The sequence below is a fragment of the Pseudomonas bananamidigenes genome (assembly GCF_001679645.1).
GTDB lineage: Bacteria > Pseudomonadota > Gammaproteobacteria > Pseudomonadales > Pseudomonadaceae > Aquipseudomonas > Aquipseudomonas bananamidigenes.
Genome location: NZ_LRUN01000041.1, coordinates 92,611 through 105,913 on the forward strand (window position 1 = coordinate 92,611; position 13,303 = coordinate 105,913).

Consider the following 13,303-nt stretch of genomic DNA (forward strand, 5'->3'; position numbering starts at 1 on the left):
ATCAAGGATGAATGTATGTCGATGTCCATCGGATCGGTAACGCGTACCACACCAGAAGCTTCAGCCGTTCTGTCCGGCTTCAGGTTCCCGCCGGTAGAACTGGAAGATTCGCAATGGCAGGAATGGAAAGAGATCTTCTTTGACTCGGTGATCACTGAATACGATGCCCGACGTCTGTACTGGTATCTGGAAGCGAACTATCCGCAGGTGTTCGCGAGTCTGCAGGATGTGCTCAATCCCTGGCTGAAGGATGAGATCGATCATGCTTATGGGTTTGCGCTGATCTACGCAGCCTATACCCGCATTCCTTTTGACGAGGTCTCGTTGAGTGTCGAACTTCGCAAGCCCGACTTCAGTATCATCGAGTCGATAGCTGCTGACCCGCTGAAACTCCTGGTGACACTGGCGTACGACGAGATCATCACGACGCATGTCTATCACCGAAGTATCGAAAGTTATGATCGTTTCGACTCCCAACAGTTATCCGCCTGGATACGCAAGACGAAGAAAGATGAAGTCACCCACTTCTTTTCGTTTGTAAAGAAAGCCAGAGAGCTGTTTCCCCATCGAATGGATGAAATTCCGGCGATTCTGGACGAGATATTCCAGATCGATTTCGAGAAGCCCAGCTACACGGGAACTTTTGTGCTGGATCACAATGCGCCGGACTTCCCGATTGCCAAACACGAGATCAAGGACATGATCATTCCGGCAATCATCAAGAAGTTCAGTGAGTGACAACGTCAGGCACAAGGAAGGTGGGACATGGAAGCGGCGTTTCTGAAAAAGCGTAATTGGAGTTCCAGGGCGATCTTTGAAGACATCAGTTCCAGCGGGTGGGTCAATCCGGGCATTGATGCGTCGTTCAGGGAGTTTTTCATGGCCGACCTCGTTTCCGAATACGACTCCATAAATCTTTACAACTTTCTCTATCCGAAACGCAGGGATTTTTCGCCTTATTTCGTGCAGTACCTGGATTTCTGGTACGCGGATGAACGCAACCATGCGGACGGCTTCTTTGAACTGAACCGGCTGGTTTTCGGTACGGGGGAAGCTGAACTGGTCAATGCACTGAAACACCGGGTCGGCGACTTTTCAGGTCTGGAAGACATCTTGTCGAGTGAGTTCAATCTGTTGCTGCTGTTTGCCTACGACGAATATGTCTCGGTCAAGACCTACAAGAAGGACACCTTCTATCAGGATTTCGGTCATTCAGGCTTCAACAGCTGGATCAAGAACCTGATCGCCGATGAAGCGATTCATTTCGGCAATGCGGTGAAGATCCTGAAGACCTTCCATGCCGACAGGCTTCATCAGGCCGAGGACGTGTTGAACGCTATCGCGGGATTCGAGGGGGAGGCTTACAAAAACACGTTTCTGTTCGATCACGACGGGCCACACTTTTTGCTTGAAAGCGATGAGGTTGGTGGTGCCGTGATTGATGAAATTCTCTCCATACTGCAAAAGAGGTCACTGTGAAGAAGGAATATTACATCGTCGTGGCTCTTGTGCTGATGGTCTTTGGCGAGATCCTGACGATCTACAGCGAGGTTTACGCCTCGAAACTCCCGGGTCGGGTCATGGAAACGCCGTCCATGTTCTTCAAGCCCATGTTCCTGATCTGCATCGCCGGCATCAGCCTGATTCTGGCGTATTGGCTGGGCTACCAGGGGACAGGCAATATCTGGGTCGTGACGGTCGCTTCCCTGACGTTGCTGCTGGTGCTGGAACCGATCGTCATCTACGCGATGCTTCGCGAATTGCCGGAGCGGGGAGCGTTGATCGGTTTCATACTTGGCGCGGCAGGGCTGATTTCAACCGTGGCACTTTAAGCAAAAGGAGATTGTTTATGTCGACGCAAGACGCTATCAAGACCTGCACGGTATGTGGATATGAGTACGATCCGGCGGTGGGCGATCCGCAGAACGGGATCGCGGCGGGTACCCCCTGGGAGGACGTGCATGACGATTGGCTGTGCCCCGATTGTCAGATGCCCAAGGAGGATTTCGAATAACGGCTGTCAGCCCGCCCCACTGTACTTCACCGCCGCTGCGGCTCGTGACGGTACGTTCAAGGTACGCAGCAAAGACGACACATGAATCCGCACGTGAACGGCGAAATGTCCAGTTCACGGGCGATTTCCTTGTTGGTCTTGCCTTGGGCGATCAGCCTTAACACCTCTTGCTGACGCGGGGTGAGGGCGGTGCCGGTTTCCAGCGGCAGAAGACCGGAAGGCGTGTATTTGACCAGCACCTCGCCTTCGCGGATCGCCAGGATCGTCTCGCCGATCTCGTCGGGGGCGATGTTCTTGCCGATGAAACCATCGATTCCGGCGGCCATGACCTCGCCGATCAGCGCCTCGTCATCCACCATCGATACGGCGATCAGCGTCGTGCGCGGCAGGCGTCGCCGCAATTCGCCGAGCTGGCTGACGCAGGTCAGGCCGGGGAACCGCAGATCCAGAATCAGGGTGTCGGGCTCATCGCCAAATGGCAGCAACGCGAGCACTGCCTCCAGGTCGCCGGCCTCTTCGATCACGGCCTCCGGCAACAAACGCTGGACCGTACGCACCATCGCTTCGCGAAACAGCGGATGATCGTCGGCTATGATGATTCGGCATGTCATGGCGCAACCCTCCCTGGGTCGACTGTTCTCACGGCGTGCACCTTAGCACCCGGCGAAGGCGTTGCCTGTCGGCTCCTGCTGAATCTGACGATTGCCGCACAAGGACGTTCCCCATGAAGTTCGAAAAGAACACCGAGCTCGACCAGGCCAATCTGCGCATCATCATCGCCAGTATTGCGCTGGTTTACATGGCAGTGCTCGGTTTCCTGCCAGGTCAGCGCTTCGATACCTACCTGCCGGTGGTCACTTACATTGCCCTGTTTCTGCTGGCCTCAGTCGGGCTGCGTCAGGCCATCGTGCGTTGGCCGGGGCATTATCCGGCGCGGCGGATTTTCGGCATGGTCCATGATTACACCGGCACCAGTTTCGGGCTCGTGGTGGGGGGTGAAGCGGCGCTTCCTATCTATGCCGTCATGGTCTGGGTCAACCTTGGCAACGGCATGCGCTACGGCTCGCGCTATCTGGCGATAGCCACGGTACTGGCCTTGCTGGCGCTGCTGGCGGTCTATCGGCTGACGCCGTACTGGCAGGCGCAGCCGTTCATGGTGGTGATGCTGATGATCACCAGCACGGTGATTCCGGTGTATGCACACCTGTTGCTGGAGCGCACGCGCAAGGCTTCCGAAGAGGCGATTGCGGCGAATCTGGAGAAGTCGCGATTCCTGGCCCAGGCCAGTCATGATCTGCGCCAGCCGATCCATTCCATCGGACTGTTTACCGCGTGTCTTCGCGAGTCGCGGCTGGGCGAGGACGAACGGCGGCTGGTGGACAACATTGACCGGTCGTTGCTCAACGTGTCGCAGCTTTTTCGCTCGATCCTCGATCTGTACACCCTCGATAACGGCCGGGTTCAACCCCGGATGCAAACGCTGGAGCTGGGACAATGGCTGACGGATCTGATTCGCCAGAACGCCGAAGCCGCCCGTTGGGCCGGGGTGGATCTGCGTCTGCACCGTTGCGAGCATTGGGTGCGCAGCGATCCGGCCCTGCTGGCGACCATGGTGCAGAACGTGCTGTCCAACTGCTTCAAATATGGCGCGCAGCGGCCGGTGCTGGTGGGCGTTCGTAGAAGGGGGGCGGGGTTGGCCATCGTGATCTATGACCGTGGCAGCGGCATTGCCGAGGAGCATCTGCCCAGGGTTTTCGAGGAGTTTTATCGGGTTCGTCAATTGCGCGACAAGGACGTTGAAGGTGTGGGGTTGGGCCTGTCGATCGTCAAGCGGCTGGGGCAGATGATCGGCGTCGATGTGCTGATTCGCTCGCGGCTGGGGCACGGGACGGCGGTGACGCTGCAGGGCTTGTCACGGGCGGCGCCGCAGTTACCGGTCAGTCGCGACGAGGTTCGTCAGGCCGGCCTGCTGACGGGATTGAAAGTGTGTCTGGTAGAGGATGATCGCAACGTGCTGCTGGCGACCTCGGCGTTGCTGGAGCGCTGGGGCTGCGTCGTGCAGGCTGAACTGACGGGGCAGGGGCTGGTCACCGACTGCGACATCATCGTCGCCGACTATGACCTCGGTCAGCACAGCACTGGTATCGAGTGCATCGATGAAGTTCGTCGTCAGCGGGGTTTTGCGGTGCCGGCCATGATCATCACCGGGCATGACATCGAAAAAATCCAGGCGGCCCTGCATGACCGCCAGATTGCCATTTTGTCCAAGCCGGTGCGCCCGGCCGAGCTGCGCTCGACCTTGCGTGCGCTGCGCGACCGGCACACCGAAAGTGTCAGTGTTTAGCAGCCGGATCAGCGGCCCGGAATCGGCGATGCGCCTTTTGGCAGGCAGGTCAGTGGGGGCGACATGATGCCCATGCTGGCGACTGCGACGATCGCCCCGCTGGGCAGCTCACAATTGTATTCGCCGGCAGCGGTGTAGGCGGTGTAGTAGGTGAGCGTGCTGTCGTTGCGGACATTGGCGATTTTGCTGACCGGCTGACCAATGACGGTCTGGGCCCGTTCGCGCATGCTGTCTTCGGTGGGCTTGGCGGTCTGGCAACCGGTGGCGCCGATAAGCAGGGCACCGAGCACCGTGATTCTGGCGAAGTTGAGGTAAAGGTTCATGGTGTTGCTTCCTTGGTGTTGTTGTTCTTCCAGGCACAACGATCCCGCGCACTGCGCAGCGGCAATGTTGGGGCGTGTCGGGGTTGCAAGGGAATATAACGCCAGGGAACAGGGTGGTCGATTAGCACAAATGTGCTAGTGCGGCGCAGCCAATGGGTGACTGCACCGCACCACGAGGCTTTATTGCGGACTGTTGAACTGGTCTGAATAGCTGCCGGTCATGAGCGCGGAGGCTACCTGGTCGGAACCCACGCCACGGCGAGAGTAGGCCAGTCGTCTGGCGTCCACCTTGTCTGCGCCGTCGGCGGCAACAGCGCCGGCACCGGCATGATCGGCCCCATCGGAAGCGACTGCACCAGCGCCCACATGGTCGGCACCATCAGAGGCGACAGCACCAGCGCCTACATGGTCGGCACCATCAGAGGCGACAGCACCAGCGCCTACATGGTCGGCACCATCAGAGGCGACAGCATCAGCGCCTACATGATCGGCACCATCAGAGGCGACTGTCCCGGCCCCCACATGGTCGGACCCATCAGAGGCGACGGCCCCGGCACCGACGTGATCGGCACCGTCAGAGGCGACTGCACCAGCGCCAACATGATCAGCCCCGTCGGAAGCGACAGCGCCGGCACCGACGTGATCCGAACCATCCGAGGCAACCGACCCTGCACCCACATGATCCGCCCCGTCAGACGCCACAGCCTGCGCCTGCGCTGCCCAGACTTCAGGCATTACCACCACCGTTGCCGCAACCGCCAGGAGCATGCCTGACCAAAGTTTGTGTTTCATGATTTTCTCCACGACCCATCAGCCACAAAGCATCCGAGCATTCGCCGTCGGTTGACGGTGTGGCTCGTTGGCCCGGGGTTAACCAGATTGGCGATTGGCACGGGCGCGCTGCGAGGCGCGCGGGTGTCGACGTTTTGCATGAAACCTGAACAGCTAACCGAAAAAGTATAGTTCGCCCCGATCGGGAGGCAGATCCCGGGAGCGCGAAAGCGATAGTCGGTTCACTTCCTTGCAGGTGAGCGCTAGAAAATAATCAGTCTAAAAACCGCGTAGCGCGCAGCGATGGGTTTGCTAGGCTCAAGCATGTAGGCGAAGACGCAGACTGATGCGCAAGCGGATAGCGAGGAAGCGTTGGGCGCGTTCCGAAGGGTACACGGTTAGAAAGAACCCCGCGCTGGGTTCCAGCCCTTATGCCGTGTGAAGCAGCAGAGCACATTGCCTGTACTGTGGGAGTCCTGAGAAACCTCGTAAGCCAGAGACCAGCACTGGCCGCCTACTCGAACACCAAAGCCCGCTTCGTGCGGGCTTTGACGTTTCTGCGGATCAGATGCTGGCCAAAGCCTGTGCCAGGTCCGCTCGCAGATCCTCGATATCCTCGACGCCCACCGACAGGCGCACCAGGCTGTCACCGATGCCGAGTTTGGCGCGGGTTTCGGCCGGGATGGTCGCGTGGGTCATGATTGCCGGGTGCTCGATCAGGCTTTCCACACCGCCGAGACTTTCGGCCAGGGCGAAAATCTGCACGTTCTCCAGGAAGCGCCGGGCGCCTGCCAGATCACTGTTCAGATCCAGAGAAATCATCCCGCCGAAACCGCGCATCTGACGCTTGGCCAGTTCATGCTGCGGATGGGATTCCAGGCCCGGGTAGTAGACGCGTCTGACCTGCGGTTGTTGCTCCAGCCAGCGCGCCAGCTCCAGCGCGTTGCTGCAATGGCGTTCCATGCGCAGCGCCAGGGTCTTCACACCGCGCAGGGTGAGGAAGGCGTCGAACGGCCCGCTGATGGCGCCAACGGCGTTTTGCAGAAAGCCCAGGCGCTCGGCGAGTTCAGGGTTGTCGCCAACCACCGCGATGCCGCCGATCACGTCGGAGTGACCGTTCAGGTACTTGGTGGTCGAGTGCAGCACAATGTCGAAGCCCAGCTCCAGCGGACGCTGGATCCACGGGCTGGCGAAGGTGTTGTCGGCCACGCAGATGATCCCGCGGGCCTTGCAGATGCGCGCGATGGCGGCGAGGTCGGACAGACTCAGCAGCGGGTTGGTCGGCGTTTCGACCATGACCATGCGCGTGTCGTCCCGCAGCGAGGCCTCGAACGCCGACAAGTCGGCCAGATCGACGTAGCTGAAACGATGCCCGGCGCTGCGCTGGCGCACTTTGTCGAACAGACGGAAAGTGCCGCCGTACAGATCATTGCCGGAGACGATGTGCGAACCGGCATCGATCAGTTCGAGCACGGTGGAAATCGTCGCCAGCCCGGAAGCAAACGCGAAGGCCCGGGTGCCGCCCTCCAGATCCGCCACGCAGCGCTCCAGGGCAAAACGCGTCGGGTTGTGCGAGCGGCCGTAGTCGAAGCCCTTGTGCACGCCGGGGCTGTCTTGCAGGTACGTGGAGTTGGCGTAGATCGGCGGCATCAACGCGCCAGTGGTCGGGTCCGGCGTCTGCCCGGCGTGGATCACGCGAGTGGCGAAACCCTGCGGGCGGGCGTTCTTGTCGTGCTGACTCATGCAAGGGATCTCCGTAGTTGGTTGAGCATGTCGACGCGGGTGATCAGGCCGTGGAAGCCGGAAGTGTCGGCGATGATCGCCACCAGACCGCTGCTGAGCACGGCTTCCAGTTCAGCCAGGGTCGCGGCGGGGGCGAGGGTTTGCAGTTTGTCCGTCATCGCGCTGGCGACGGGTTTGCTGAACAGCGTGGCATCTTCGTGAACACGCACCAGAATGTCCGATTCGTCGATCACACCGACCAGTCGTTTGCCATCCACCAACACTGGCAGTTGCGATACATCCGCCAGGCGCATGCGCTGGAACGCGGTCATCAGGGTGTCGTCCGGGCCGACGCTGACCACTTTGCCGTCTTCGAAACGTCGGGCGATCAGGTCACGCAGGTCGCCATAGCGTTTGCGTTGCAACAGGCCCTGGTCGGTCATCCACTGGTCGTTGTAGACCTTCGACAGATAGCGGGTGCCGGTGTCGCAGACAAAACTGACCACACGTTTCGGTACGGTCTGTTCACGGCAGTAACGCAGCGCGGCGGCGAGCAGGGTGCCGGTGGACGAGCCACCGAGAATGCCTTCGGAGCGCAGCAACTGGCGAGCGTGATCGAAGCTTTCTTCGTCGCTGATGGAGTAGGCGCTGCGCACGCTCGACAGGTCGGTGATCGAGGGAATGAAGTCCTCGCCGATGCCTTCCACCGCCCACGAACCGGCAGTGCCGAGGTGCTTGCTGCGGCTGTATTCGGCCATGACCGAACCGACCGGGTCGGCCAGTACCATCTCGAGGTCCGGTTGTACGCGTTTGAAGAAACGGGTCAGGCCGGTCAGCGTGCCGGCGGAACCGACGCCGACCACGATGGCGTCCAGGTCATGCTCGGTCTGCGCCCAGATTTCCGGCGCGGTGCTGCATTCGTGGGCTAGCGGGTTGGCGGGGTTGTTGAACTGGTCGGCGAAGAACGCGCCGGGAATGTCTTTCGCCAGACGGGCGGCCACGTCCTGATAGTACTCGGGGTGACCCTTGCCGACATCGGAACGGGTGATGTGCACTTCGGCGCCCATGGCCTTGAGGTGCAGGACTTTTTCCGTTGACATCTTGTCTGGCACCACCAGCACGACGCGGTAGCCCTTGGCGCGGCCTACCAATGCCAGGCCCAGACCGGTGTTGCCGGCCGTGGCCTCAACGATGGTGCCACCGGGTTGCAGACGACCGTCGCGCTCGGCGGCGTCGATCATTGCCAGGCCGATACGATCCTTGATCGAGCCTCCGGGGTTTTGGGATTCGAGTTTGAGGAACAGGGTGCACAAACCGGTATCGAAGCGGGTGACTTGTACCAGCGGAGTATTGCCGATCAGCCCAAGTACGGCAGGGCGTGATTCCTTTGACATTTCTTCACCTCTTTGTGGTGTTGATCGCGTTCCATTCGCGGGGGAAAAGCTCGCGTGCAACATAGGCGCAGACATCAACTGTCGCAACCATTAGTCAGCGTGCAGTTCAGCCATTTCGATCTAACCATAGAACGAAATCAGAGAGGGGAAGGGAGCGATTTATCGAGGTTTACACAGAGGCGTCATCGAGTATTCAAAGGGCGTCTTCGACGTTGTGGAAAGCTTGATCCGGCGACGAATATCCGGCAGTGAAAACCGATCAGTGGTTGCTCATCAGTCCATGCAGGACACCCAGTCTCAAACCGGGTTCCGATGGCTCCATCTGTGCGATGCCGAACACCTTGAAGGCGGCAAGCATGACCACCAGACCACCGGGCAGGATGCTCTGGCGATGGGGCTGCAGGGCGGCGAGTTTCAGTTGCCGCACATTGCTGACTTCCAGCAGGCGCAGCGACAGCCGCAGCAGGCCAGCGTAGGTGATGCCGCCCTGACCGAAGTCGTTCAGGCGATTGGCCTTGAGCACTTTGGCCAGCATCCGCGCCGTGCCCGAAGAGCCGATGGTCTGCTGCCAGCCCTGGGCGCGATAGCGGCGGGCGACCTTTTCGAATTGCAGGATGGCGACTCGCTCGGCTTCTTGCAGGGCGCCCGGGGAGAGCTCGCCGTTGCGAAAGTAACGCGCGCTCAGGCTGCCACTGCCGATGGCAATACTTTCGGTCAGCAACGGTTGCGAACCCTGGCCGAGAATCAGCTCGGTGGAGCCGCCGCCAATGTCGACCACCAGACGCATGTCATCGGCGACCGGCAAGGTGTGGGCCACACCGGCGTAGACCAGACGCGCTTCTTCGTGTCCGGAAATCACATCAATGCGAAAGCCCAGATGCCGCTCCGCACTGCCGAGAAACAATTGCGCGTTGTCGGCCTCGCGCACGGCGCTGGTGGCCACTGCCCGCACGCGACCCGGCTCGAAACCGCGCAGCTTTTTGCCGAACCGCGCCAGAGCCTGCCAACCGCGATCCAGCGCCATTTCGTCGAGTACACGGCCATCGAATCCTTCAGCCAGGCGTACCGGCTCACGCAAGGTTTTCACTTCCTGAATCATGAAGCCCTTTCTGCTGCGGACTGACTGACCGATCATCATGCGAAACGCATTTGACCCGAGATCGATGGCAGCAAACAGCGAGGCGTCTTCTTTCATGGGAGTCCTTGCAAAATCCACCGCCCCAGGCCCGGGCGGTTTGCGAGGATTCTGCAATGGCTTCGATGACAACCTGATGACGCGGGGAGGGCGGTTCAATGAATTTGGCGCTGTCACGACACTGTCATTATCGGGTGTCCATACTTGCGCTCAATACATCGCGTGCTTTTCATGATTTGGCTGCCAACTCTGGCAGCTTTTTTTTGCCTGCGATTTGACTCGTCAGCGAAATTTGCAATTCGAAGAAATGTCCGATTAGTATACGTTCTATATATATTCCATATCGGATTTTGCCATGGGCATCGTAAAGATTTCAGAGGACATGCACGAGAATCTGCGCATCTCCAGTAATGCACTGAGCCGCTCGATCAACGCGCAGGCCGAGCACTGGATGCGCATCGGCATGCTCGCCGAGCTGTATCCCGACCTCGATCACCACGCCATCTGCCGCTTGCTGATTCGCGCCGAGCAAGCGGGTGGTCTGGATCTGCAACAAATCTGTGCCCTGGCCGATGCCGCGCAGAACAACCCGGTTCAAGAGGCAGCCAAGGCATGAGAAACCCGATCAGGATCAACACCCGGGCCGAGATCGCCCAATCCCGCGTGGCCGGGCAATTGGCCGCCGAGGTGCTGGCGATGCTGGTGCCGCACGTCAAGGCTGGCGTTACCACGGATCAGCTGGACCGCTTGTGCAACGACTACATCGTCAATGTGCAGAAGGCGATTCCGGCCAACGTCGGTTATCACGGCTTCCCGAAAACCGTCTGCGCGTCGGTCAACGACGTGGTCTGTCACGGCATCCCTACGGGGACACCACTGAAGGATGGCGACATCCTCAACCTCGACATCGCCGTGATCAAGGATGGCTGGTTCGGTGACACCAGCCGCATGTACGTGGTCGGCCAGGCCTCGCCCGAGGCACAGCACCTGATCAAGACCACCTACGAGGCCATGTGCGCCGGCATTCGCGTCGTACGTCCGGGCGCCACCCTGGGTGACATCGGTCATGCGATCCAGAGCCTGGCGGAACGTGAAGGTTTCAGTGTGGTGCGCGAGTACTGCGGACACGGGATCGGCAAGGTCTATCACGATGAGCCGCAGGTGCTGCATTACGGTTACCCGAATCAGGGCCTGAAACTGAAGGCAGGGATGATCTTCACCATTGAGCCGATGCTCAACGCTGGCAAGCGCCATGTGAAGAACATGCCGGATGGCTGGACCGTGCTGACCAAGGACGGCTCGCTGTCGGCGCAGTGGGAACACATGGTGGCGGTGACGGAGGACGGGTTTGAGGTGTTGACGGTTTGGCCCGATGAGATTGAGGGGTTTGCGCCGATCAGTTGATACCGAGTCACCTGTTTCCCCTCACCCTAACCCTCTCCCAGAGGGAGAGGGGACTGACCGAGTTGTCTTGCGCTCTACATCGACCTGAAAGACTGTGTTGATTATGGATTCAACGCAGTTAGTTCAGGTCGGCGTATGTCTTCAATATCCCCCGATCGGCTCCCTCTCCCTCCGGGAGAGGGCTGGGGTGAGGGCGGGCAGGCGACGCGCTCTTAATGAGCACCCGCCGCTTTGTTCAGATCGCTTTCGGCCCACTCGGTATAAACGCAAGCATCCGCCGTCGCCCAGCGCACCCGCACCGGATCGCCAGCCTTCAGCGGCATTCCCGCCGCCGACAACGCCTTCACCGTCATCGAAGTCCCGCCCGATGTCACCACACTGCAGGTCTGGCTCTCACCCAGAAACAGCACCTCGACCACCTTCGCCGAAACCTCGTTCCAGCCTGCCGTCAACGGCTCGCTGGCTGCTTGCTGCACACTCAACGCCAGGGCTTTTTCCGGGCGCACCATCAGCAAAATATCCTGCCCGCTCTGCAATCCAGCGGTAAGCCGGATCGACAGCGATTGCCCCTCAAAACTCGCCGCCCCGTTACCCTGCGCCTTGAGCCTGAGAAAGTTCGAATTGCCAAGGAATGACGCCACAAACGCATTCGGCGGATTTTGGTACAGGTCATAACCGCTGCCGAGCCCGACAATCTTGCCGTGACTGAAAATCGCGATGCGCTGGGACAGGCGCATGGCTTCTTCCTGATCGTGGGTCACGTAGACGATGGTGATGCCGAGGCGTCGGTGCAACTGGCGCAACTCGTCCTGCAAGTCTTCGCGCAACTTTTTGTCCAGCGCCCCGAGGGGTTCGTCCATCAACAGAATGCGAGGCTCGTAGACCAGTGCGCGAGCAATGGCGACTCGTTGCTGCTGACCGCCGGACAATTGTGAAGGGCGGCGATGGGCGAACTGCTCCAGCTGCACCAGTTTCAGCATCGCATCGACACGTTTGTCGCGTTCGGCGGCAGCGAGTTTGCGGATCGTCAGCGGGAACGCGATGTTGTCGCGCACCGACAGATGCGGGAACAGCGAGTAACGCTGGAACACCATGCCGATGTCACGCTTGTGCGGCGGCACATTCACCAGCGATTGGCCGTTGACCAGAATCTCGCCGCTGCTCGGGGTTTCGAAGCCGGCGAGCATCGACAGCGTGGTGCTTTTTCCCGAGCCGCTGGAGCCGAGGAAGGTCAGGAATTCGCCGTCCTTGATGTCCAGCGAGATGTTGTCCACGGCGGCGAAATCGCCGTAGTGCTTGTTCAGGTTGCGCAGGCTGACCAGAGGTTTGTCGTTCTGCTGGGAGGCGTCTTTGATCACGGCACTCATGTCGTACTCCTGGGCGCTCAGGCGCTGATTTCATTGCGCCGGCGCAGAGCGGCGGCGATCACCATGACCAATACCGACAGGCCGATCAGCAGCGTCGAAGCGACGGCGATCACGGGCGTCAGGTCCTGGCGCAGGGTGGTCCACATTTTCACGGGAAGGGTTTGCAGGGTCGGGCTGGCCATCATCACGCTGAGCACTACTTCGTCCCACGAAACCAGGAAGGCGAAGAGGGCGCCGGCCACCATCCCCGGGCGAATCGCCGGAAACGTCACCTTGAACACTGCTTGCAGGCGCGAGGCGCCGCAGATCACCGCCGCGTCTTCAATCGACTGATCGAACAGCTTCAGCGAGTTGATGATCGAGATGATGGTGAACGGCAGCGCGACGATCACATGGCTGACCACGAAGGCGAACATCGTTCCGGTGTAGCCAAGCTTGAGAAACAGCGCGTACACCGCCACGGCGATGATCACCAGCGGCACGATCATCGGCAGGGTGAACAGGCCGTAGAGCATTTCCCGGCCGGGAAAGCGCCCGCGCACCAGCGCAAAGGCAGTCGGCAAGCTGAGGGCCACGGCGCAGATCGTGGTCAGTACCGCGACTTTCAGGCTGGCCGCCGCCGCGTTCATCCAATCGGCGTTGGAGAAGAACTGGCCGTACCATTTCAGCGTCCAGCCCGGCGGCGGGAACACCAGCCACTGGGACGAACCGAACGACAGCAGCACGATGAATACGATCGGCAGCAACAGAAACAGTGCGATCAACCCGGTGGTGAAATACAGGCCGAAGCGCATCCGGCGGCTCATGGCATTGGGTGTCAGGAGCATGT

The 13,303-nt window shown here is 60.0% G+C and carries 14 protein-coding genes and 1 pseudogene; 8 read left to right on the top strand and 7 right to left on the bottom strand.

Features of this window, described 5'->3' with window-relative positions; genetic code table 11:
• Positions 1-15 precede the first annotated feature (15 nt).
• The 4 genes from BBF94_RS15270 to BBF94_RS15285 are packed head-to-tail and all read left to right on the top strand — an operon-like array spanning position 16 to position 2,014.
• The gene (locus tag BBF94_RS15270) at positions 16-738 is read left to right on the top strand and encodes a hypothetical protein (RefSeq protein WP_065259822.1); all 723 of its coding nucleotides are present in this window, start codon (positions 16-18) and stop codon (positions 736-738) included.
• 27 nt (positions 739-765) lie between these two features.
• Entirely contained in the window at positions 766-1,479 is a 714-nt protein-coding gene (locus BBF94_RS15275; protein ID WP_225875058.1) for a hypothetical protein, read from the top strand.
• Positions 1,480-1,493: 14 nt separating this feature from the next.
• Positions 1,494-1,832, top strand: coding sequence for a hypothetical protein (locus BBF94_RS15280; protein WP_082302414.1), 339 nt, complete (start codon positions 1,494-1,496; stop codon positions 1,830-1,832).
• A 17-nt stretch (positions 1,833-1,849) separates the two neighbouring features.
• The gene (locus BBF94_RS15285) at positions 1,850-2,014 is read left to right on the top strand and encodes a rubredoxin (protein WP_065259824.1); all 165 of its coding nucleotides are present in this window, start codon (positions 1,850-1,852) and stop codon (positions 2,012-2,014) included.
• Between the two features lie 6 nt (positions 2,015-2,020).
• On the opposite strand, the pseudogene BBF94_RS15290 reads toward BBF94_RS15285, so the two are convergent.
• A pseudogene (locus BBF94_RS15290) lies at positions 2,021-2,625 on the bottom strand (LuxR C-terminal-related transcriptional regulator).
• Between the two features lie 113 nt (positions 2,626-2,738).
• On the opposite strand from BBF94_RS15290, the gene BBF94_RS15295 reads away from it, so the two are divergent.
• Entirely contained in the window at positions 2,739-4,358 is a 1,620-nt protein-coding gene (locus BBF94_RS15295) for an ATP-binding response regulator (RefSeq protein ID WP_065259825.1), read from the top strand.
• A gap of 8 nt (positions 4,359-4,366) precedes the next feature.
• On the opposite strand, the gene BBF94_RS15300 is transcribed toward BBF94_RS15295, so the two are convergent.
• On the bottom strand, positions 4,367-4,681 hold the full coding sequence (locus BBF94_RS15300; RefSeq protein WP_065259826.1) for a hypothetical protein: 315 nt from the start codon (positions 4,679-4,681) through the stop codon (positions 4,367-4,369).
• Between the two features lie 327 nt (positions 4,682-5,008).
• Here BBF94_RS15300 and BBF94_RS27995 point away from each other — a divergent pair, with 327 nt between their 5' ends.
• Entirely contained in the window at positions 5,009-5,455 is a 447-nt protein-coding gene (locus tag BBF94_RS27995) for a hypothetical protein (protein ID WP_176704464.1), read from the top strand.
• 561 nt (positions 5,456-6,016) lie between these two features.
• Here BBF94_RS27995 and BBF94_RS15315 read toward each other — a convergent pair.
• The 3 genes from BBF94_RS15315 to BBF94_RS15325 all read right to left on the bottom strand — a co-directional run bounded on the left by BBF94_RS15315 (position 6,017) and on the right by BBF94_RS15325 (position 9,763).
• Positions 6,017-7,195 (bottom strand): cystathionine gamma-synthase, encoded by a 1,179-nt coding sequence (locus BBF94_RS15315; RefSeq protein ID WP_065259829.1) that lies wholly within the window; start codon positions 7,193-7,195, stop codon positions 6,017-6,019.
• A complete protein-coding gene (locus BBF94_RS15320) occupies positions 7,192-8,568 on the bottom strand; it encodes a pyridoxal-phosphate dependent enzyme (protein WP_065259830.1) in 1,377 nt (458 codons plus the stop codon). The genes BBF94_RS15315 and BBF94_RS15320 overlap by 4 nt, the downstream gene beginning before the upstream one ends.
• Before the next feature lie 259 nt (positions 8,569-8,827).
• Complete coding sequence (locus BBF94_RS15325) at positions 8,828-9,763, bottom strand: Ppx/GppA family phosphatase (RefSeq protein ID WP_065259831.1); 936 nt, start codon at positions 9,761-9,763, stop codon at positions 8,828-8,830.
• 295 nt (positions 9,764-10,058) lie between these two features.
• On the opposite strand from BBF94_RS15325, the gene BBF94_RS15330 reads away from it, so the two are divergent.
• Entirely contained in the window at positions 10,059-10,319 is a 261-nt protein-coding gene (locus BBF94_RS15330) for a ParD-like family protein (RefSeq protein ID WP_065259832.1), read from the top strand.
• Complete coding sequence (gene map / locus BBF94_RS15335) at positions 10,316-11,107, top strand: type I methionyl aminopeptidase (protein ID WP_065259833.1); 792 nt, start codon at positions 10,316-10,318, stop codon at positions 11,105-11,107. Before BBF94_RS15330 ends, map begins: the two co-directional genes overlap by 4 nt.
• A gap of 212 nt (positions 11,108-11,319) precedes the next feature.
• Here the strand turns inward: map and BBF94_RS15340 are convergent, their stop codons facing one another.
• Together BBF94_RS15340 and BBF94_RS15345 are read right to left on the bottom strand one after the other, a co-directional pair.
• Positions 11,320-12,474 carry an ABC transporter ATP-binding protein gene (locus tag BBF94_RS15340; RefSeq protein ID WP_065259834.1) on the bottom strand — a complete coding sequence of 385 codons (1,155 nt, stop codon included), beginning with the start codon at positions 12,472-12,474 and terminating at the stop codon, positions 11,320-11,322.
• Positions 12,475-12,491: 17 nt separating this feature from the next.
• Positions 12,492-13,301: an ABC transporter permease gene (locus BBF94_RS15345; protein WP_065259835.1), complete on the bottom strand. Its 810-nt coding sequence runs from the start codon at positions 13,299-13,301 to the stop codon at positions 12,492-12,494.
• Positions 13,302-13,303: the final 2 nt, after the last annotated feature.

Coding starts and splice junctions, on each gene's coding strand:
- BBF94_RS15270 (WP_065259822.1), top strand. CDS start 16: ATGTCGATGTCCATCGGATCGGTAACGCGTACCACACCAGAAGCTTCA.
- BBF94_RS15275 (WP_225875058.1), top strand. CDS start 766: ATGGAAGCGGCGTTTCTGAAAAAGCGTAATTGGAGTTCCAGGGCGATC.
- BBF94_RS15285 (WP_065259824.1), top strand. CDS start 1,850: ATGTCGACGCAAGACGCTATCAAGACCTGCACGGTATGTGGATATGAG.
- BBF94_RS15295 (WP_065259825.1), top strand. CDS start 2,739: ATGAAGTTCGAAAAGAACACCGAGCTCGACCAGGCCAATCTGCGCATC.
- BBF94_RS15300 (WP_065259826.1), bottom strand. CDS start 4,681: ATGAACCTTTACCTCAACTTCGCCAGAATCACGGTGCTCGGTGCCCTG.
- BBF94_RS27995 (WP_176704464.1), top strand. CDS start 5,009: ATGATCGGCCCCATCGGAAGCGACTGCACCAGCGCCCACATGGTCGGC.
- BBF94_RS15315 (WP_065259829.1), bottom strand. CDS start 7,195: ATGAGTCAGCACGACAAGAACGCCCGCCCGCAGGGTTTCGCCACTCGC.
- BBF94_RS15320 (WP_065259830.1), bottom strand. CDS start 8,568: ATGTCAAAGGAATCACGCCCTGCCGTACTTGGGCTGATCGGCAATACT.
- BBF94_RS15325 (WP_065259831.1), bottom strand. CDS start 9,763: ATGAAAGAAGACGCCTCGCTGTTTGCTGCCATCGATCTCGGGTCAAAT.
- BBF94_RS15330 (WP_065259832.1), top strand. CDS start 10,059: ATGGGCATCGTAAAGATTTCAGAGGACATGCACGAGAATCTGCGCATC.
- map (WP_065259833.1), top strand. CDS start 10,316: ATGAGAAACCCGATCAGGATCAACACCCGGGCCGAGATCGCCCAATCC.
- BBF94_RS15340 (WP_065259834.1), bottom strand. CDS start 12,474: ATGAGTGCCGTGATCAAAGACGCCTCCCAGCAGAACGACAAACCTCTG.
- BBF94_RS15345 (WP_065259835.1), bottom strand. CDS start 13,301: ATGCTCCTGACACCCAATGCCATGAGCCGCCGGATGCGCTTCGGCCTG.